The sequence below is a fragment of the Cochlodiniinecator piscidefendens genome (assembly GCF_011326755.1).
Taxonomy (GTDB): domain Bacteria; phylum Pseudomonadota; class Alphaproteobacteria; order Rhodobacterales; family Rhodobacteraceae; genus Cochlodiniinecator; species Cochlodiniinecator piscidefendens.
The window spans coordinates 553,592-572,956 of sequence record NZ_JAAOIE010000001.1 but is presented as its reverse complement, the minus strand read 5'-3'; the positions used below and the strand labels follow the sequence as shown (position 1 = coordinate 572,956).

Sequence of the window (19,365 nt, the reverse complement as noted above, 5' to 3'; positions counted from 1 at the left end):
GATTTACTCGTCGCGGTTGGTAAGTGGAAAATGTTTAAACGGCCTTACTAATTGTAATTGTTGAGAAAGCGACCATCCAAGGGTTTCTGCTTGAAAACAATTGAAGGTTTTCTTGGTTGAGTGGTCGTAATAATTGTCAGTTCATTCGCGACCAAAACTATCGTTTCCGATAGTATGATATCGGGATATTTTTTTATTTGTTCAGCTCGACACAATTTATGGATGAGTCGAGCTGTGTTGCATGAGAGTGCGATCTACACGGAGCCGCACGAAATCGTGTTTACAACCCTAAAGACAGGCCTTCTTTGATCACGTCGGGATCGTAGGCTTTCCTGCCAAAGACTTCCCGTACCATTGGTTCGAAATACTCCAAAGGTTTTGTTGGGTATTGGGGGTCAAAAGAGCTTTGGTCCCAACGTTCGCAGAATGTTGCACATGTATCGAAGCATGGATGATCTTTGAATTGATCCCGTGCGTTTTCGTCCCAATTGTAGTGACGCGCATAATAGAGCATTTGGAAAATCCCGTGATGCTCAATCGTCCATGAAACCTCCCAGCGTACAAAAGGGCGGATGACTTCGGCTGAGAAGCGGTCGTGGTTTTGCGGTGCGAGACCATCGCCAATATCATGGAGGAGAGCGCCAATGATCCAATCAACATCAACCCCATCAGCTTCGGCACGGGTCGCTGATTGAAGCCCGTGGTCCAGTCTCGTAATCTGGTAGCCCTCTAATGTCGCTTCTCCTTGGCGGCGAAGCTCATCCAAAATGCGATCCGCGGTCATCGCATGGTAAGGTTTTTCCAGTTCATGCAGCATCAAATATTCTTCTTTGGTGCCGTCTTTCATCTGAGTGAAGGAAACCTTTTGCTCAGAGTGTTTTTCGGGTGCCTGAGTTGTCATGATTGGCTTTCTTTCGGAGTGTAGAGGCCGGTCGTGTTTTCGGCCCCTTTGGCTAATGTGGAGGATTGATCATCCAAAATCGCGTCATATAAGGCAAGGTCCTTCGGATGAAATAATGCGCGGGGGCGGGCGATGTGCGTCCAACCCTGTGCCAGATCTACGCCTCGGACGAGCATGGCATAATCGCGGCCCGCCAGTCCATCGCGCACTTCTGGTGTCACATATCGAATTGCGAGACCGATCCTTCGATCATCGGAGCGATTGGGGCCAGAGGCGTGAAAGCACCGTCCGTGATGTAATGACATTTCCCCCGGGTGCAGCGGACCGTGCCGCGCATCAGATTCTTCGATTCCACCAATCTGTTGTCCACGCGACAGAAGGTTTGCTTCGCTAAAAGTATCAGTATGGGGAACAATGCCGTTGGTGTGGCTGCCAGGAATGAAGCGCATGCATCCAGCTTTGATGCTCACATCACTGAGCGCGACCCATGCTGTCACTTCGTCGTTTGTTTCTCCCATTCCCCAATAGGTAATATCCTGATGCCACGATACGGTTTTTTCGCTGTGCGCTTCTTTGATGAACAGCTCCACGGACCAAACTAATAAATTCGGACCGAGCACATCTTCGACAGCGTTGAGAATAGCCGGGGTGCGGGCAAGGTCTGACAGGTCAGGGATAACAACATGGCCATTGACCCGAAAATACTGGTTCAGATCATGGCCGTTTGCCCCCTCAGGGTGATCTTGTTCTAAAGCTTCAATGCTTGAACGAATGTGTGCAACTTGTTCTGAACTGAAGACGCTAATGCCGCTTACATATCCGTCGCGGTTGTAGTTGGCCACCTGTTCATTGGACAGCCCGGCAGGCTCTGGGGTTATATCTTTGGGCATGGGCATCTCAGATTTGCTTAATTGTTATCCAGCTGACTATGCCCGTGTATAGATTTTTGGCCAGAAAGAGTTCTTGCGCCTTAGGGTAAGTTTTACTTATCCTGTGTTATGATCCGTAAACGTATTCCCTCACTGAATTGGTTACGTGTGTTTGAGGCTGCCGCCTCAGCGCAAAGCTTTGCACGTGCGGCTGAAATTCTTAACATGAGCGCGCCAGCGGTAAGTCAGCAAATACGCGCGCTCGAAGATCACCTTGGTCGGCAATTATTTGAGCGCGCTCCTCAAAAGGTTCTTTTGACACCTGCTGGCACCGCGTTTTTACCTATCGTGCAACAATCGCTGGCATCTGTTGAAACGACGGCTGCGGCTCTCTTTGGTGGCGCGGAGCAAAAGATCATAACGTTGCAAGCGGTCACTCTGTTGGCCATGAGCTGGCTTCCTAGGCACATTGCAGAATTTGAACGGTTGTATCCGGGAACACGGGTAAATGTTATCACAGGGGAAACGTTGACCGATTTTCGTACGATTTTGCCGGGACGTGAGCCAGACCTTCAAATTGCGTTCGGGTCAGTCACTGATTTTGGGGCCACTGCGGTTCCGTTTTTGCGTGAAACCTTGTGTTGTGTCGCGACACCCGAAATTGCGCGAGGGTTAAAAGAACCAAGTGATCTGGGCACAACGGTTCTGCTGGAGGTCGCTGCGCATCATTCGGGGTGGCATCAGATGCTGTCTGGTCTTGCAGGGATTGAATTGAGAGATATGGATTTCCGCATGGTGGATTCTACACCATTGGCGTTGATGTTGGCGTCACAGGGGCAGGGGGTCGCGCTGGCCCGCTCTCCAGCAAGCGATGAAATGGTTCGGGCCTTAAATTTAGAATATTGTTTTGAAAACCAAAACATTAAGGGCCTGCAACGATATCACATCATTGAGCCGGAAAAAGGCGTGCTTCCCCGTCACGTGGTTGAGTTTAAAGATTGGCTTGTAACGCGGTGATGCTATCCTAAGAAATCTCCCGCATTCGCTTTGATTTTATTGGGGCGGTTTTAGTGCGCCTGGCATCCGTTGCTTCCACAGAGTTTCTGCTTTTTTAGATTTGGCCCTCTGTTGCTCCAAGAGTTCCGCCTTTGTGGGTAAGTTACGAATACGTTCTTTCTCTTCCACGGCCAGTGCCTCTCGGAAGGCAACCACACAGGTTGCCACCCAAAACGGAGACGGCAAATAAACACAGAAAAACATCAGAATAACACCGATGGCCTGAGCGCCAGCAGTGTCAAAAACTGGGGGGTTTATAGGGTGAGCAACAAAGTCAGGCGCTTGGCCCATTGTATAACTAACAATTAGATGAACCACAGAAGACGCATGAAATTCTTCAGTCAGCAAATCCAAGCTAACAATTGCAAAAACCAAAATGCTTAACGCGGCGGTTATCCAAGTCAGCAAGATTTTCTGCCATTGAAACCCTATGCCCCAAAACCCGTTGAAGTCTCGATCACTTGGTCCGATGCCATAGGCCGCTGCGGCCATGGGAACAGCTAAAAACGCTTCCATTGCAAGTGTGAAAAAACAGAACAAGATGCAAGCAAATGCCAAAGCGGGGACGTGCCCATTGTACAATCTCCATTCCTCAACCAGTAAGAAAGATTGGAAATCTTGAAGCGCCACCGCAAGATAGCTGTAACCGTACGATAGAAGTAAAACGCAACAAACTATCGCAAAAACAATTATGTAACCCATGCCACGCACAAAGCTTGTCTTGATTATTTCTGATACGAGATACTCCGTGTTGTAGCCCTTAGACAGGCCAACAAAAGACAACATCGAATGTAATGTTCGCAGAGATGTAGCTGATTGCGCAGCCGCGAGCGAAATGGGAAGGAAAATGATGAAAACAGGAGAAGTGAACACCGCAAAAATCGAAACTATTGCGATCCCGCCGCAAACAATTCCCCACTTCATTTCGTAAAAGAATTTCGAAACTAAAAGATGGGGAAATGCCCGAATGGCGAGTAAAAAACACTTTATGGTAAAATTCATCAAACTACTCTTAACAAATAACAATCAAGAGACAGGTACAGATGCTTTTGGGCTAATTTATGACGTGAAGTTTGATCAGTTGAATATACGTCGCTTACATCTCTAACTTTTATAAACAGAGATTATTGAGGCGACCACATAATGATGAAGGTTTCCCGATAGATGGATGCATGAGTGAAGGGTTATCTATCAAAAATGTAGGGAAATCGGATTCTAACCAACTCGATTTTTTATACCACTCAATAATCTAATTTTGGGTTCATCGATAATGGAAATGAGTGGTGGCGGTACAGGGACTTGAACCCCGGACACGCGGATTATGATTCCGCTGCTCTAACCAACTGAGCTATACCGCCGTACGAGTGGTACTCCCTAGGGGAATCGAACCCCTCTTTTCAGGTTGAAAACCTGACGTCCTAACCGATAGACGAAGGGAGCACCGTTCTCGTGAGGCGGTATTTAGCGACTGTATCTGACCGGGGCAAGAGGAAAAATTACCCTGATTGAAAATTATTTCTAGAGATTGATTTTGCATAGAATACAAAAAAAGCCGCCCAAATTTTGGCGGCATCTTTTTGAATTATAAGAGAAAACCGTGGTACTCCCTAGGGGAATCGAACCCCTCTTTTCAGGTTGAAAACCTGACGTCCTAACCGATAGACGAAGGGAGCACCGTTCGGTGAGGCGGTATTTAGCGGCTGTGTTTGTCCGGGGCAAGAGGGAAAATCAAAAAATTACGTTTTGATTTGAATTATTTTTGGGTTGCCGCAGCGTCTTCAAGTCTAAGTTGTACAGAGGTGCGCCCAGCCCATTGATTCAGCTCAAGTCGACCTACCAAATGGAACCGCATGCCGCGGTGATTTGAAAGCGTTTCTCCGAGATCCGTATCAAATGCACCAAAACTGATCGCATCAAGCGACGCCCCAAGACCATCACCAAATCGGATCTTTAGATGCGATTCACCAACTTTTTTCGCAAACTGAATTTGTTGATCAGCAAAGGCAAATCTGGGGGCGGCTGCACCTGCGCCAAAGGGGCCTGCGGATTCGATCTGGTTTACCAATTCGGGTGTTGCTGCCGACGGCATTAACAGAGCTGCGATTTTTAAATCTGCAGGACCGGCATCACCAGCGCCTTGTGCAGCCAAAAGCTCAGACAAACGCTCCATCGCGGGTTCAAGTTTTTCACGCGTGACGGATAGGCCTGCCGCCATTTTGTGGCCGCCGCCTTTGACCAATAGACCTTCTGAAGCCAATCTTTGGATTGATGCTCCGAGATCAACACCGTTGATGGATCGGCCCGACCCTTTGCCATCGTCACCGTCAAAGCCGATTACAATGGCAGGGCGATTGGTGGCTTCTTTGAGACGAGAGGCAACAATACCAACAACACCGGGGTGCCACCCTTCGCCAGAGGCCCAAACGAGCGGGGCGTCATGGCCGCGTTCCTCAGCTTGTGCTAATGCTGCTGCGCGCACTTGATTTTCAATATCGCGCCGTTCCGTATTTAACTCATCCAGTCTAGAGGCCATGGCCTGCGCTTCGACGGGGTTATTACTGGCCAACAATCGTGCGCCAAGGTCAGCTTGGCCAATGCGGCCACCAGCGTTGATGCGTGGCCCCAACAAAAAGCCAAGGTGATAGGCATTTGGGGTGCTGTCCATGCGCGCGACATCGGCCAGTGCAACGAGGCCAGGGCGTGCCCTGCGTGCCAATACTTTTAGGCCTTGTCGTACAAACGCACGGTTCACGCCGACAAGGGACGCAACATCAGCCACGGTCCCCAACGCCACCAAATCCAGCATGGCCATTAAATCAGGGCCTTTGTCATTGGTTTCGCGCATTTGCCGGTTCACTTCGACCAACATCAGAAATACAACCGCCGCGGCGCATAAATGCGCAAGATCCCCGGATTCATCTTGTCGATTGGGATTAACCACCGCATGCGCTTTGGGAAGATGTTCACCGCCAAGGTGGTGATCCAGAACCACAACTTCGGCATTTTCTACAGCTTCCAAGGCTTCAAAACTTAGCGTACCGCAATCCACACAAACAATAAGATCGTGGTCATTTGCCAGCTTGGTCATAGCGGGAACGTTGGGTCCGTATCCTTCGTCGATGCGATCGGGGACATAGAGGGTCGCATCGCGCCCCATTTGATGCAGCCAGCTGAGCAAGAGCGCAGCAGAGGTGCCGCCATCGACATCGTAATCTGCAAACACTGCAATACGTTCACCATTACGTGCAGCCTTGAGGAAACGACTTGCCGCCTTTTCCATATCTTTCAACGTGTGCGGATCAGGTAGGAGATCGCGCAGCTGAGGATTTAAAAAAGCTTCGGTGTCCATCGGAGGAACGCCGCGTTGTACTAAAACACGACATACCGCAGGCGGGAGCATTGTTTGCTGCTGCATGGCTTCAGCTTGGCGTTCGGATTCCGTATCGGGGCCAAGCCATCTGCGCCCGGTGACTGATCGATCTACGCCTAAAAAATCAGCCATTTGCACGGGATGATAATACGGTTTGGGTCTGTTGAGCGGTCAAAAATTCACCATGTAGGTTTGATACTGCCATATCATGGATGATTTGCGGGTCGGGCGTTGTTGCGCCTTCTTTCCAGCTCATGTCGCCACCGGATGTAAACGCAGCGCAAGCGTCTTCGGCTAACCGAACGTTAAACCCCAAGTTAGCAGCCATACGCGAAGTCGTCGAAACACAATGCGGCGTAGAAATTCCGCAAATCACCAAATCAGTAATTTTGGCGTCTCGTAGCCGCGACAGAAGGTCAGTGCCGATAAACGCAGAATTTACAGATTTCTCAATGATTTGTTCGCCAGCAATTGGGGCGACAATATCTTTGAAGTTATTGCCCGGTTGACCGGGAAACAGCGGACTGGTGGGGGTGTCGCTCATGTGGCGTACATGAAGGATAGGGGCCCTGCGGGCGCGCCAGTTTTCCAACAGCATCGCCGCGTTTTCTTCGGCCTCAGGATTATTGCGCTGACCCCAGAAAGGGTCATCAAAACCTTGTTGAATATCAATGAGGATCAGCGCTTCAATCATGGGGTTTCCTTAAGAAACAGGGTTGCGGTAAATCATGCGACGCACGGAACCCGTTTTGGACCGCATTAAAATGGTTTCAGTGGTCAAATAACCAACTTCGCGCTTGATACCGGATAGAAGCGAACCATCTGTCACACCTGTTGCGGCAAAGATAACATCTTGGGTCACCAATTCGTCACGTGTGTAGATTTTATCAAAATCAGTGATGCCGGCTTTGCTCGCGCGACCGCGTTCGTCATCGTTGCGGAACAAGAGACGTCCAAACATCTGGCCGCCCATGCATTTCAGTGCTGCGGCTGCTAATACACCCTCAGGAGCGCCACCCGAACCCATGTACATGTCGATGCCTGTGGTTTCGGATTCAGCACAGTGCATAACACCTGCAACGTCGCCATCGGTGATGAGGCGGATTGCCGCACCAGTAGAGCGCACTTCAGCAATCATATCTTCATGACGCGGGCGTTCCAGAATGCAAACTGTGATGTCCTCACAAGCACAGCCTTTCGCTGCTGCCAATGCTTTGACACGCTCTGCGGGGGACATATCTAGCGATACAACGCCTTCGGGATAGCCCGGACCAACTGCCAATTTGTCCATATATACGTCTGGTGCGTGCAACATTGAGCCGCGAGGACCCATTGCTATAACAGTCAGCGCGTTTGGCATGTCTTTCGCTGTCAGTGTGGTGCCTTCGAGTGGGTCAAGTGCGATATCAACGCCGGGACCTGTGCCTGTGCCGACTTCTTCACCAATGTATAGCATCGGCGCCTCGTCGCGTTCACCTTCGCCAATGACGACAACACCGGCGATGTCCAGCATGTTTAGCTGTTCGCGCATGGCGTTTACAGCAGCCTGATCAGCGGCTTTTTCGTCACCACGCCCTACAAGCGTAGCAGAAGCAATTGCGGCGGCTTCGGAAACCCGAGCCAAGCCAAGGGAAAGCATACGATCCTGAAATTCGGCAGCGTTGGACATGAAGTGATCCTTGAGTGATAAAATGCGTTAGCAGTGTGTGTAACGGGGCGCGCTCTTTCATTCAAGCGTGCTGCCCCGATACGGGATTAGACAGCTTCGATACGGATCGAAACGGGCGGGCTGGCCAAAACGCCGGTAGCGTCGAAACCTTTTAGCGCATGATCAAGCGCATCACGGGTGGTTTTATGAGTCACAAATAGAACTGGAGCAGTTTCATCAGCATGGCTGTATTGGCGCATACGGTCGATTGAAATACCTGCTTCGCCCATGACGGCAGCGATCTTTGCTAGGGCGCCGGGTTTGTCGAGCAGTTCCATCCGCAAATAGTAAGGCGCGGCTGTGGCGGATTTGGCTGGCTTCGCCTGCTCAAGTGTGTGGGATGGCTGACCAAAAGTTGCGATCCGCAGGCCGCGTGCAATGTCCATGACATCGCCCATTACAGCGCTTGCTGTTGGACCTTCGCCAGCGCCAGCGCCACGCAACACGATTTGGCCCACGGCATCGCCTTCAAGAACGACCATATTCGTGCCCCCTTCGAGTTGACCCAAGGGGCTGTCATCAGGAACCAAGCAAGGTGACATGCGCTGCTCAAGCCCACGCCCGGTCATTTGGGAGACACCTAATAGTTTAATCCGGTAGCCCATATCAGCGGCTTGATGGATGTCCTCAATGGTGATGCGCTGAATACCTTCGAGTTCAACAGCGTCAAAATCAACGCGCGTTCCAAAGGCGATAGAGGCCAGCAAGGCAAGTTTGTGACCCGCATCAATGCCGCCAACGTCTAGTGTTGGATCGGCCTCAAGATACCCCAATTGATTGGCTTCTTCAAAAACCTCATCATAGGGGAGGCCCGCGCTTTGCATCCGGGTCAGGATATAGTTGCATGTGCCATTCATAACGCCCATGACGCGGGTAATGTCGTTGCCAGCCAGCCCTTCGGTCAACGCTTTGATGACGGGGATACCGCCTGCGACAGCGGCTTCAAACCGGATCACCTGGCCAGCAGCCTCAGCCGTTTCAGACAAAGCCTGACCGTGGTGGGCCAACAATGCTTTGTTTGCGGTTACGACGTCTTTACCCGCCGCGATCGCGGCTTCGGTTGCTTCTTTTGCAGGGCCTTCGTGGCCGCCCATCAACTCTACAAAAACATCGACATCATCGCGTTTGGCCAAAGCAACAGGATCATCTTCCCACGCGTAATCTGATAGGTTTACACCGCGATCTTTATCGCGTGAACGCGCAGAAACAGCTGTGATAACAACGGGACGGCCTGTGCGCGCTGCAAGGACATTTGCCTTTTGACGTACAATTTTAACAACGCCGACACCAACGGTGCCCAAACCTGCAATACCAAGGCGAAGGGGTTCTGACATGTGAGGCTCCGTTTGTGTCATATTCGCGCCTCTGTTAGCGGGATTCCCAAGGCCTTGCAATCAATAGCCTGTGTTTGTTAAGGGAATGCCGCAATTTGAGGCGCGTGTGACGCAACCGCTAAGCTCAGAGATACTTTGCGGCTTCTTTTCTGGCGAACGGCTTCATCTGTTCACCGTGTTCATCAAGGAATGCTTCGACTCTTGGCTTGTCATGTTTTGACAGCTCTCGGAGCCACCAAGCAATTGCCTTTTGAATGAACCATTGGCGGTCCGGAACATAGCCCGCAGCCCAGCCCAAAACACGATCTCGTATCTCTAGTTCTTCGGGTTTTGGGTGATTTTGTTTGGTCCAAGGGAGGGTGATCACCAATGCGGCGCGGCGCGTCCACATGTGATCTGATGTTGTCCAGGCCTCAACCGTTTCAATGCGTGAAACATCAGATTGAAGGCGCTTTTCACCAGCTTTGCAGGCGTGATCTGCAATGGCCCAGCCATCAAAGTCACCAACCCATGATTGGATCAGTTCCCATGCACCATCATCCGGACGTAACCGCGCCTGAGTGATCAGTTTGGCGGCAAGAACGCGGGCTTCGTGTATGTCGCTTGCCCATAGATCGCGGGCTAACTCAACGCGCCCCTCGACATCTAACTCTTTGCGCCATTCTTTTTGCAGCGCGTCAATCTCAGGGTTCGACACCCCGAGGTAGACGCGTTTGGCTTTGTGGTAGGCGGCCATTTCTTCCGCCTTTTTGGGCACTGCGCGTTCATGCAGTGCCGCTAGGGCCAATTCTGGGGTCATTCAACGGTCACTGACTTAGCTAGATTGCGGGGCTGATCCACGTCTGTTCCCTTTGCAATAGCGGTGAAATAGGCCAACTGTTGGGCCGGTACCGCATATAAGATAGGTGCAAGAAAATCATCGACCTCAGGCATAACGATTGTCTGCCACACGTCTTCACCTGCTTCTTTTGCGCCGGCTGCATCGGTGATCAGAATGATCTTTCCGCCGCGTGCCATGACTTCTTGCATGTTAGAAACTGTTTTATCAAACAAGCTGTCAGAAGGCGCAAACACAACAACAGGCATGTGTTTGTCGATTAACGCAATTGGGCCGTGCTTCAATTCACCAGATGCATAACCTTCAGCGTGTATATAGCTGATTTCTTTAAGCTTTAGAGCGCCCTCAAGCGCAAGCGCAAACATCGGTCCACGACCCAGAAACAACACGTCCTGAGATTCAGAAAGCTTCTTTGCGATCTTTTTAACGGCGTCACCACGCCCAATCGCGACATTCAACAATCCGGGCAGATTGCGCAGGTTTACCAAATTGCGATGCAGTTCGCTGTTGTCGATGATTTGACGATCACGTGCTGCTTTTAGGGCCATCAGGGCAAGAACATGCAGCTGACAGGTGAACGCTTTGGTTGAGGCTACACCGATTTCAGCACCCGCTAAAATTGGAAGCGTGAGATCGCTTTCGCGGGCAATTGAACTTTCCGGAACATTGACGACAGCCGCGGTTTGCGCGCCTTGTTCTGTCACGTAGCGCAGGGCTGCTAGAGTATCAGCTGTTTCGCCTGATTGGCTTACAAAAATTGCCAATGTGTTTGCTGGGATCGGAGGCTCACGGTAGCGAAATTCTGATGCGATATCCACTTCAACCGGGATGCGTGCGACCTGTTCAAACCAATATTTCGCCGTGAGGCAGGCCAAATAGGCCGTTCCGCAGGCGACCATAGTTATGCGCTCGATCTTCGCAAAATCAGGCGTTCCCTCAGGTAGCGTAATCGCCGTGCCTTCGGTGTTTAAGTAGTGGTTGATCGCTTGGCCCAGAACAGTTGGCTGTTCTGCGATCTCTTTGGACATGAAGTGCTTGTGACCACCTTTTTCGACCTGGGTGGCCTCAATGTTGATCTCTTTCATGTCGCGGTTTGCGCGATTGCCGTTTTTGTCAATGATTTCAGCCCCAGCGCGTGTCACAACCGCCCAGTCACCTTCGTCCAGATAAGTGACTTTGTTTGTCATGGGAGCAAGTGCGATCGCGTCGGAGCCAACAAACATTTCGCCGTCGCCGTGACCAATCGCAAGAGGAGAGCCTTTGCGCGCAGCGATGAGCAGATCCTCTTCGCCATCAAAAAGGAAACAAAGCGCAAATGCGCCTTCGAGGCGGCTGATGGTTTTCTCGGCTGCGTCACGCGGAGACATGCCATCGTCCAAATAATGTTTGGTCAACAATGCAACTGTCTCAGTGTCGGTTTCGGTTTCAAACCCGATCCCATGCTGCGCCAGTTCTTCGCGCAGTGCTTTGAAGTTTTCGATGATCCCGTTATGGACCACAGCCACCGTGCCCGCCTGATGTGGATGAGCGTTTACAACACTTGGTTCGCCATGCGTGGCCCAACGTGTGTGTCCGATGCCTGAATGACCAGGAAGCGGGTTGTGGACTAAAAAATCCGACAGATTGATCAACTTACCAACGGCACGACGGCGGTCTAGATTTCCTTGGTCAACGGTTGCAATACCCGCGCTATCATAGCCGCGATACTCAAGGCGCTTTAGTGCCTCAAGAATGATTGGAGAAACTTCATGGGTGCCTAAGACCCCTACAATTCCACACATACTTAAATATCCTTTTTGCGTTTTGCTTTAATGCTAATTAGTCGATCAAATAGTTTAGCGGCTAGCCCGGCTTTGTTTTCTTGGCGCGCGCGGCCGATGGCCAGGGCTTCGGCGGGCACGTCGTTGGTAATAACAGACCCACTTGCCGTCATGGCGTCGCGTCCCACAGTGACCGGTGCGACCAGCATTGTACTTGATCCGATAAAGGCACGTTCACCGATAACAGTTTTATGTTTCATTACGCCATCATAATTGCAGGTCACAGTACCTGCACCAATGTTGGCATTTGCCCCGATAGTTGCATCACCGACATAGGACAGATGGTTTACCTTGGCCCCTTCGCCCAGTGTGGCATTCTTAAGCTCGACAAAGTTACCAATTTTACTGTCTTCTGACAGTTCAGACCCCGGACGTAAACGCGCATAGGGGCCGACAATCGAACGCTGAGACACGTGACAGCCTTCAAGATGGCTGAAGGCGCGCAAGGTAACGTTGGATTCAACAGTGACATCCGGGCCAAAAACGACGTTGGGTTCAACAACGGTATCGCGGCCAATGACTGTGTCATAAGAAAAGAACACGGTTTCTGGTGCGATCAATGTCACGCCGTTTTCCAGCGCTTCAGACCGTTTTTGCGTTTGTAGCGTCAGTTCCGCCTTCGCAAGGTCAGCACGGGTGTTGATCCCTTGAGTTTCACTTTCGGCGCAAATTACTGCCGTCGCTGAAAGCCCTTGATCACGTGCGATCGAAACGATGTCGGTCAGGTAGTATTCTTCGCTGGCATTATCGTTGGTGACCTGAGACAGCAAATCAAACAAGACAGAAGCCTTGGCCGCAACAACGCCGCCATTGCACAAAGTGATTGCGCGCTCAGCTTCGCTGGCGTCTTTAAATTCAACAATGCGGTCTAGGCTGTCGCCAGACATGACCAAACGGCCATAACGTTTAGGATCAGCTGCTTCGAACCCGAGAACGACAACCGCGTGTTTAGCACGTGCTGCGATCATCTCTTCGATGGTGTCAGGACTGATAAAGGGCGTGTCCCCAAACAAAACAATGGCGTCTCCGTCAAAATCAGAGAGAGCGTCTTTTGCCTGCAATACGGCGTGCCCTGTGCCCAGTTGTTCTATTTGGCGAACCATAGTTAAATCGGGGTGGTAGTCTTGTGCGGCCTTTTCAACGGCCTCGGCACCATGCCCTGCAACAACAACAATACGTTCAGGTGAAACCGACGCGCCCGATTGGATGGCGTGCGCAACCAAGGGAGCGCCACCTAATGGATGGAGCACTTTGGGAAGCTCTGAATTCATGCGTGTGCCTTTGCCCGCCGCAAGGATAATTAAAGAAGTGGTCATAGAAATCTCTTTCATTCTGTCGGGCGCCGTTTTATCGGAGTTTGTAAGTTTCGCAAGGGGAAGTCCCTTCAAAACAATTTACGCCATATTGCAATAATTTGGCGACAATCCGCTGAGGGCCGTATGAAGACTGTCGTTTTTGATTTGGATGGGACGCTTGCAGACACGAGTGGCGATCTAATAGCCGCTGCAAATACCTGTTTTAGAGATCTGGGTATGGGGGACTTGCTGGACCCTGCTAAAGATCAAGGAACCGCGTTGCGTGGTGGGCGTGCAATGTTGACCCTCGGGTTCGAACGTGCAGAAGGTGTGGCTGATCCGACTAAGATCGACGCTCAGTATCCTTTGTTGCTCAAGGCGTATGCCAAAGATATCGATCGGCATACCGTTATGTATCCGGGGGCTGTAGCAGCTGTTGAGCGTTTGCTCGCTGCTGGATATAAAACAGCCATATGTACGAATAAACCCGAAGGTTTGGCGCAGGAGCTTATGACTCGCCTCGGCGTGCGGGATCTTTTTGGAGCATTGATTGGCGCGGATACGCTGCCAACGCGAAAACCTTCGCCTGATCCATATTTCGCGGCTGTCAAAGCTGCAGGCGGTGAAGGCCATGCGTCGCTTTTGGTTGGTGATACAAAAACGGACCGAGACACAGCGCGCGCAGCAAACGTTCCATCACTCTTGGTAACGTTTGGCCCACAAGGGTTGGATGCGGTGTGTGATTTGGCCCCTGAGGCATTTTTGGATCATTTTGATGATCTTGACGCGGCAGTTCAGCAGTTAATCGGATAGAGGAAGTAGCAATGTCGAGTGCATTTTCGGGAAGTTTTACACAACAAGAACCGATTTCAGAGGAAGGCATCGAAGCTGCAGTAAAAATTCTGCGCAATGGCCGTATTCATCGCTACAACGTATTAGAAGGCGAAGATGGCGAAACGGCGCTGCTAGAGCAAGAATTTGCTGAGTACATGGGTGTTAAGTACTGTTTAGCCGTGGCGTCTGGTGGATATGCGATTGCGACGGCGCTGCGCGCTGTTGGTGTCGCCCCTGGTGATAAGGTTTTGACCAATGCGTTTACGCTGGCACCCGTTCCCGGCGCAATTGCCTCCGTCGGTGGCGTGCCAACATTTGTAGGCGTGACCGAAGGGTTGGTGATTGACCTAGAGGATTTGGAAGCGAAAATCGCACAGACCGGGGCAAAGGTTCTACTGTTGTCGCATATGCGTGGCCATATTTGTGATATGGACGCCTTGATGGGCATTTGTAATGCTGCAAACGTTATTGTTATTGAGGATTGCGCCCACACTATGGGCGCGTGTTGGAATGGCGTTCTATCAGGGCGTCATGGGGCTATGGCCTGCTATTCGACACAAACCTATAAGCATGTGAATTCTGGCGAAGGTGGTTTTCTAATTTCGGACGACGCTGATTTAATGGCCCGATCCACGATTATGTCGGGCAGCTATATGTTATATGCGCGCCACAAAGCGGCCCCGCCGGTCGATGCGTTCAAGGATATTCGGTACGTCACGCCGAATATTTCGGGGCGCATGGATAATCTGCGCGCTGCAATCTTACGTCCTCAAGTGCGAGAATTGGATAAGGCCTGCAATGCGTGGAACGAACGCTACCGTGCGGTCGAAGAAGTCTTGGCGTCTACGCCCGGAATGACATTGATTGAACGACCCGAGGCTGAAGCCTATGTAGCATCGTCTTTTCAGTTCTTGTTGTTGGATTGGTCCGAGGAGGCAATTGACGATGTAATTTCACGCTGCGCCGCACGCGGTGTGGAATTGAAATGGTTCGGTGGTGCAGAGCCTGTTGCCTTCACATCGCGCTACGATAGCTGGCGCTATGCCCCGTCTGAACCCATGCCAAAATCGGACCGGGTGCTGAAGGGCGTGATCGATATGCGATTGCCTTTGACATTCAGTTTGGAAGATTACGCATTGATTGGCAGTATCATCCGAGACGAAGTCAGTGCTGTTTTTCGGGCGCAATCCGACTAAAACTCTCAATGCATCTCACCCACAGAGCTAAGTGGTCGAGGTGCGTTGAACCCCACGTCATTTCTATATCTGGGGAACGGGGCTTGAACCGAATCGAAGTTTTGAGATATTAAATGAACAAGTGTTCAATAAATTCACCGGGAGTGCGCTCATGTTTGCCGCGTCAATGACTTTTGATCTTGGAGAAGACGTAAATGCGTTGCGCGATATGGTGCATCGCTGGGCGCAAGATCGTATAAAACCTATGGCTGCTGAGATCGATGCGCAGAATGAGTTTCCTGCCGAACTTTGGCGGGAGATGGGTGAACTCGGATTACTTGGTATTACCGTCAGCGAGGAGTACGGCGGAGCTGGAATGGGGTATTTGGCCCATGTCATCGCTGTTGAAGAAATCGCGCGGGCGTCTGCCTCCGTTTCTTTATCCTATGGAGCGCATTCAAATCTGTGCGTCAATCAAATGAAGTTAAACGGCTCTGAGGCGCAAAAGCAAAAATATCTGACCAAACTCGTTTCTGGTGAACATGTGGGTGCCTTGGCCATGTCTGAGGCGGGGGCAGGATCCGATGTCGTTGGTATGAAGCTGCGCGCCGAAAAGAAAAACGGGTACTACACGCTCAACGGCACCAAATATTGGATCACCAATGGTCCGGATGCAGATACGTTGATCGTCTACGCAAAGACCGACCCCGAGGCTGGGTCAAAAGGTATGACGGCCTTTATTATTGAAAAAGAGATGGTTGGTTTTTCCACATCAAAGCATTTCGATAAAATGGGGATGCGGGGGTCAAACACGGCTGAGCTTGTCTTTGACAACGTCGAAGTTCCTTTCGAGAATGTTCTCGGGGAAGAGGGCAAAGGCGTGCGCGTTTTGATGTCTGGCCTTGATTACGAACGTGTTGTGTTGTCAGGCATTGGCACGGGGATCATGGCGGCCTGCATGGATGAAATCATGCCCTACATGGTTGAGCGAAAACAGTTCGGTAAACCGATCGGATCGTTTCAGCTGATGCAGGGAAAGATCGCAGATATGTACACCGGAATGAATTCAGCGCGTGCATATGTTTACGAAGTGGCAAAGGCCTGTGATCGTGGCCAAGTCACCCGCCAAGATGCGGCGGCTTGTGTACTTTATGCATCTGAGCAGGCCATGGTTCAAGCCCACCAAGCTGTGCAAGCGATGGGCGGGGCGGGTTATATGAATGACAGCGCCGTGAGCCGTTTGATGCGCGATGCCAAATTGATGGAAATTGGTGCGGGCACCTCTGAAATCCGCCGCATGTTGATTGGACGCGAATTGATGGGGGCGATGGAGTGATTGGATTGAAAAGAGCTTTCTATCTTAGTTTGCATCTTCAGCGTATTTTCATCGAGGCAAAATCATGAAGTTAACATCAAAGGCTCTGCCATCATCTGAGACGTTTAAAGAGAATGTTACGCTGCATCAGGAAATGATTGCGACAGCAGCGGAGGCTGCGGCTTTGGCGGCGGCAGGTGGCGGCGTTAGATCGCGCGATCGGCATCTGTCACGCGGGAAAATGTTGCCGCGTGAACGGGTTGCAAATTTGCTTGATCCGGGTTCCCCGTTTTTGGAAGTTGGTGCAACAGCAGCGCATGGTTTGTATGGCGGTGCCGCCCCGTGCGCAGGCGTCATTGCAGGCATTGGTCGCGTTCATAATCAAGAGGTTATGGTTGTTTGCAACGATGCAACGGTCAAAGGGGGTACCTATTACCCGATGACGGTTAAAAAACATCTGCGCGCCCAAGAGATCGCTGAGGAAAATCATCTACCGTGCATTTACCTCGTTGATAGTGGTGGGGCGAATTTACCCAATCAAGACGAAGTGTTTCCAGATCGGGATCACTTTGGCCGGATTTTCTATAACCAAGCCCGCATGAGCGCCAAAGGCATTCCGCAAATTGCTGTTGTGATGGGGTCATGCACTGCCGGGGGCGCGTATGTGCCCGCGATGTCGGATGTGACAATTATCGTGAAAGAGCAAGGCACAATTTTCCTCGCGGGTCCGCCATTGGTGAAGGCTGCGACGGGTGAGGTTGTAACGTCCGAAGATTTGGGTGGCGGGGATGTGCATACGCGTTTGTCCGGCGTTGCGGATTACTTGGCTGAAGATGACACGCATGCGCTCGCTTTGGCTCGACGCGCGGTGCAAAGCTTTAATCGCACGAAACCGACGACCGTAAATTGGGCTACCCCCGAAGAACCCCTGTATGACCCTGAGGAAATTTTGGGTGTGGTACCAACTGATTTGCGCACGCCATATGATATCCGCGAAGTGATTGCGCGGGTTGTTGATGGATCACGCTTTGATGAATTTAAACAAAGGTTTGGGGAGACACTTGTATGTGGTTTTGCCCATCTAAAGGGCTGCCCAATTGGCATTGTTGCCAATAATGGGGTGTTGTTTTCTGAGGCCGCACAAAAGGGCGCGCACTTTGTTGAACTGTGCAGCCAGCGTAATATTCCTTTGGTGTTTTTACAGAATATCACCGGGTTTATGGTTGGCCGTAAATATGAAAACGAAGGCATTGCTCGTCACGGCGCTAAGATGGTCACAGCGGTTGCGACTACGAATGTTCCCAAGATCACCATGGTTGTTGGCGGCTCTTTTGGGGCTGGAAATTATGGAATGTCTGGAAGGGCATATCAGCCAAGGTTCATGTGGTCTTGGCCGAATTCGCGTATTTCTGTGATGGGCGGTGAGCAGGCCGCAGGGGTCTTGGCAACGGTGAAACGGGACGGGATCGAACGTCAGGGTGGCACATGGAGCGCTGAGGAAGAAGCGGCGTTTAAACAACCAACGATCGATATGTTCGAAGAGCAAAGTCATCCGCTCTACGCCTCTGCGCGACTTTGGGATGACGGGATTATTGATCCACGCAAAAGCCGTGATGTGCTGGCTTTGTCTTTGTCTGCGGCGCTTTGCGCTCCGATTGAAGAGACGAAATTTGGCGTGTTTCGGATGTGAATTAGGATGCTGAAAACGCTGAAATTTATATGTACCCCCGAGGTGCTTAACATATGGCAACCTTTGGTGTGTGACGGTCACGAGATTGCGATTGGACCCGAGTATGGGAAAACCAGTTATGATCTACACAATAACATGTGTCGCGCTGTGCGGCATGTGCAAATTGGGATGCTGTAGATGATCAAGACGCGATTGACGGATAAGTTTAACCTAAAGGCACCGATTATTTCGGCACCTATGGCGCTTGCGGCGGGGGGGCGGTTGGCCTCTGCGGTGGGGCGCGCTGGTGGCTTGGGTTTGATCGGTGGTGGATACGGTGATGCAAGCTGGATCGACGCCGAATTTGCTGAGGCGGGCAATGCGGCTGTTGGCTGCGGTTTTATCACATGGAAACTACGCGAACATCCCGAAGTGCTGGATCAGGTGATCGCGCGGGCACCACAAGCAATCTTTTTGTCATTTGGGTCCGTCGCGCCTTATGTCGAGGTGATCCATGCCGCTGGCATTCCGGTGATTGCGCAGGTCCAAACCATTCAGGATGCGCGCATCGCGGTTGAGGCAGGGGCCGATGTGATTGTCGCCCAAGGTGCCGAAGCGGGCGGTCATGGCGAGGACCGCGCAACGTTTACGTTGGTACCGGAAATTGGCAATTGGTTGGCCAATAATGCGCCCGATGTATTGCTGGTTGCCGCAGGGGGCGTCGCGGATGGACGCGGTTTGGCGGCGGCTTTGATGCTTGGGGCTGACGGTGTGTTGGTTGGGTCACGTTTTTGGGCGTCAGAGGAATCTTTAGTGCACCCGAACATGGTTGAAGCCGCGATTGCGGCAACGGGTGATGACACGATCCGCTCATCCGTGATGGATGTTGCCCGTAAATTGAAGTGGCCGGAACGCTATACAGCGCGGGTGCTGAAAAACGCATTTACCGATCAATGGCACGGAAATTTAGATGGCTTGATTGCGCATTCTGAGGTCGAAGCCGTGCGTTGGCGCGAGGCTTGGGAGGCAGGGGACGTGCATGTCGCCAATACCTTTGTGGGTGAGGCCGCAGGGCTGATCAATAATCGGCCCCCCGCTGCTGAGATATTAACAGAAATGGCACGCGATGGCGAAGCATTGCTGCGCGGCCAAAACGCCAGTTGGCGGTTCGAATAGAAGGT

Annotated in this window: 16 protein-coding genes and 3 tRNA genes; 6 read left to right on the top strand and 13 right to left on the bottom strand. The window is 51.4% G+C overall.

Going from position 1 to position 19,365, the window contains the following annotated elements; translation table 11 throughout:
• Positions 1–280: 280 nt before the first annotated feature.
• Entirely contained in the window at positions 281–901 is a 621-nt protein-coding gene (locus G9C99_RS02860) for an HD domain-containing protein (protein ID WP_231703949.1), read from the bottom strand.
• Complete coding sequence (locus G9C99_RS02855; RefSeq protein WP_166415926.1) at positions 898–1,791, bottom strand: phytanoyl-CoA dioxygenase family protein; 894 nt, start codon at positions 1,789–1,791, stop codon at positions 898–900. Before G9C99_RS02855 ends, G9C99_RS02860 begins: the two co-directional genes overlap by 4 nt.
• Positions 1,792–1,899: 108 nt before the next feature.
• On the opposite strand from G9C99_RS02855, the gene G9C99_RS02850 reads away from it, so the two are divergent.
• Positions 1,900–2,787: a LysR family transcriptional regulator gene (locus tag G9C99_RS02850; protein ID WP_166415925.1), complete on the top strand. Its 888-nt coding sequence runs from the start codon at positions 1,900–1,902 to the stop codon at positions 2,785–2,787.
• A gap of 36 nt (positions 2,788–2,823) precedes the next feature.
• Here G9C99_RS02850 and G9C99_RS02845 read toward each other — a convergent pair whose 3' ends face one another.
• The 11 genes from G9C99_RS02845 to glmU all read right to left on the bottom strand — a co-directional run bounded on the left by G9C99_RS02845 (position 2,824) and on the right by glmU (position 13,212).
• Complete coding sequence (locus G9C99_RS02845) at positions 2,824–3,342, bottom strand: hypothetical protein (protein ID WP_166415924.1); 519 nt, start codon at positions 3,340–3,342, stop codon at positions 2,824–2,826.
• Positions 3,343–4,107: 765 nt separating this feature from the next.
• Positions 4,108–4,184, bottom strand: a tRNA-Met gene (locus tag G9C99_RS02840).
• Between the two features lie 7 nt (positions 4,185–4,191).
• Positions 4,192–4,266 (bottom strand) — tRNA-Glu (locus tag G9C99_RS02835).
• 158 nt (positions 4,267–4,424) lie between these two features.
• Positions 4,425–4,499: transfer RNA gene (locus G9C99_RS02830), tRNA-Glu, on the bottom strand.
• A gap of 80 nt (positions 4,500–4,579) precedes the next feature.
• The gene (recJ, locus tag G9C99_RS02825) at positions 4,580–6,328 is read right to left on the bottom strand and encodes a single-stranded-DNA-specific exonuclease RecJ (RefSeq protein WP_166415923.1); all 1,749 of its coding nucleotides are present in this window, start codon (positions 6,326–6,328) and stop codon (positions 4,580–4,582) included.
• Positions 6,321–6,890 (bottom strand): cysteine hydrolase family protein, encoded by a 570-nt coding sequence (locus tag G9C99_RS02820; protein WP_166415922.1) that lies wholly within the window; start codon positions 6,888–6,890, stop codon positions 6,321–6,323. Before G9C99_RS02820 ends, recJ begins: the two co-directional genes overlap by 8 nt.
• A gap of 9 nt (positions 6,891–6,899) precedes the next feature.
• Positions 6,900–7,865, bottom strand: a complete 966-nt coding sequence (gene glpX / locus G9C99_RS02815; RefSeq protein WP_166415921.1) for a class II fructose-bisphosphatase — start codon at positions 7,863–7,865, stop codon at positions 6,900–6,902.
• Positions 7,866–7,951: 86 nt separating this feature from the next.
• Positions 7,952–9,238: a homoserine dehydrogenase gene (locus tag G9C99_RS02810; protein WP_166415920.1), complete on the bottom strand. Its 1,287-nt coding sequence runs from the start codon at positions 9,236–9,238 to the stop codon at positions 7,952–7,954.
• A 124-nt stretch (positions 9,239–9,362) separates the two neighbouring features.
• Positions 9,363–10,037, bottom strand: coding sequence for a DNA alkylation repair protein (locus G9C99_RS02805; RefSeq protein ID WP_166415919.1), 675 nt, complete (start codon positions 10,035–10,037; stop codon positions 9,363–9,365).
• Positions 10,034–11,857, bottom strand: coding sequence for a glutamine--fructose-6-phosphate transaminase (isomerizing) (gene glmS, locus G9C99_RS02800; protein WP_166415918.1), 1,824 nt, complete (start codon positions 11,855–11,857; stop codon positions 10,034–10,036). Before glmS ends, G9C99_RS02805 begins: the two co-directional genes overlap by 4 nt.
• A gap of 2 nt (positions 11,858–11,859) precedes the next feature.
• Complete coding sequence (glmU, locus tag G9C99_RS02795) at positions 11,860–13,212, bottom strand: bifunctional UDP-N-acetylglucosamine diphosphorylase/glucosamine-1-phosphate N-acetyltransferase GlmU (protein ID WP_166415917.1); 1,353 nt, start codon at positions 13,210–13,212, stop codon at positions 11,860–11,862.
• Positions 13,213–13,335: 123 nt separating this feature from the next.
• On the opposite strand from glmU, the gene G9C99_RS02790 reads away from it, so the two are divergent.
• The 5 genes from G9C99_RS02790 to G9C99_RS02770 all read left to right on the top strand — a co-directional run bounded on the left by G9C99_RS02790 (position 13,336) and on the right by G9C99_RS02770 (position 19,360).
• Positions 13,336–14,004, top strand: a complete 669-nt coding sequence (locus G9C99_RS02790) for an HAD-IA family hydrolase (RefSeq protein WP_166415916.1) — start codon at positions 13,336–13,338, stop codon at positions 14,002–14,004.
• 11 nt (positions 14,005–14,015) lie between these two features.
• Positions 14,016–15,221: a DegT/DnrJ/EryC1/StrS family aminotransferase gene (locus G9C99_RS02785; protein WP_166415915.1), complete on the top strand. Its 1,206-nt coding sequence runs from the start codon at positions 14,016–14,018 to the stop codon at positions 15,219–15,221.
• Positions 15,222–15,372: 151 nt separating this feature from the next.
• Positions 15,373–16,536 (top strand): isovaleryl-CoA dehydrogenase, encoded by a 1,164-nt coding sequence (locus G9C99_RS02780; RefSeq protein WP_166415914.1) that lies wholly within the window; start codon positions 15,373–15,375, stop codon positions 16,534–16,536.
• Positions 16,537–16,600: 64 nt separating this feature from the next.
• Positions 16,601–18,205 (top strand): carboxyl transferase domain-containing protein, encoded by a 1,605-nt coding sequence (locus G9C99_RS02775; protein ID WP_166415913.1) that lies wholly within the window; start codon positions 16,601–16,603, stop codon positions 18,203–18,205.
• A 177-nt stretch (positions 18,206–18,382) separates the two neighbouring features.
• The gene (locus G9C99_RS02770; RefSeq protein ID WP_166415912.1) at positions 18,383–19,360 is read left to right on the top strand and encodes an NAD(P)H-dependent flavin oxidoreductase; all 978 of its coding nucleotides are present in this window, start codon (positions 18,383–18,385) and stop codon (positions 19,358–19,360) included.
• The last annotated feature ends 5 nt before the right edge of the window (positions 19,361–19,365 follow it).

Coding starts and splice junctions, on each gene's coding strand:
- G9C99_RS02860 (WP_231703949.1), bottom strand. CDS start 901: ATGACAACTCAGGCACCCGAAAAACACTCTGAGCAAAAGGTTTCCTTC.
- G9C99_RS02855 (WP_166415926.1), bottom strand. CDS start 1,791: ATGCCCAAAGATATAACCCCAGAGCCTGCCGGGCTGTCCAATGAACAG.
- G9C99_RS02850 (WP_166415925.1), top strand. CDS start 1,900: ATGATCCGTAAACGTATTCCCTCACTGAATTGGTTACGTGTGTTTGAG.
- G9C99_RS02845 (WP_166415924.1), bottom strand. CDS start 3,342: ATGGAAGCGTTTTTAGCTGTTCCCATGGCCGCAGCGGCCTATGGCATC.
- recJ (WP_166415923.1), bottom strand. CDS start 6,328: ATGGCTGATTTTTTAGGCGTAGATCGATCAGTCACCGGGCGCAGATGG.
- G9C99_RS02820 (WP_166415922.1), bottom strand. CDS start 6,890: ATGATTGAAGCGCTGATCCTCATTGATATTCAACAAGGTTTTGATGAC.
- glpX (WP_166415921.1), bottom strand. CDS start 7,865: ATGTCCAACGCTGCCGAATTTCAGGATCGTATGCTTTCCCTTGGCTTG.
- G9C99_RS02810 (WP_166415920.1), bottom strand. CDS start 9,238: ATGTCAGAACCCCTTCGCCTTGGTATTGCAGGTTTGGGCACCGTTGGT.
- G9C99_RS02805 (WP_166415919.1), bottom strand. CDS start 10,037: ATGACCCCAGAATTGGCCCTAGCGGCACTGCATGAACGCGCAGTGCCC.
- glmS (WP_166415918.1), bottom strand. CDS start 11,857: ATGTGTGGAATTGTAGGGGTCTTAGGCACCCATGAAGTTTCTCCAATC.
- glmU (WP_166415917.1), bottom strand. CDS start 13,212: ATGACCACTTCTTTAATTATCCTTGCGGCGGGCAAAGGCACACGCATG.
- G9C99_RS02790 (WP_166415916.1), top strand. CDS start 13,336: ATGAAGACTGTCGTTTTTGATTTGGATGGGACGCTTGCAGACACGAGT.
- G9C99_RS02785 (WP_166415915.1), top strand. CDS start 14,016: ATGTCGAGTGCATTTTCGGGAAGTTTTACACAACAAGAACCGATTTCA.
- G9C99_RS02780 (WP_166415914.1), top strand. CDS start 15,373: ATGTTTGCCGCGTCAATGACTTTTGATCTTGGAGAAGACGTAAATGCG.
- G9C99_RS02775 (WP_166415913.1), top strand. CDS start 16,601: ATGAAGTTAACATCAAAGGCTCTGCCATCATCTGAGACGTTTAAAGAG.
- G9C99_RS02770 (WP_166415912.1), top strand. CDS start 18,383: ATGATCAAGACGCGATTGACGGATAAGTTTAACCTAAAGGCACCGATT.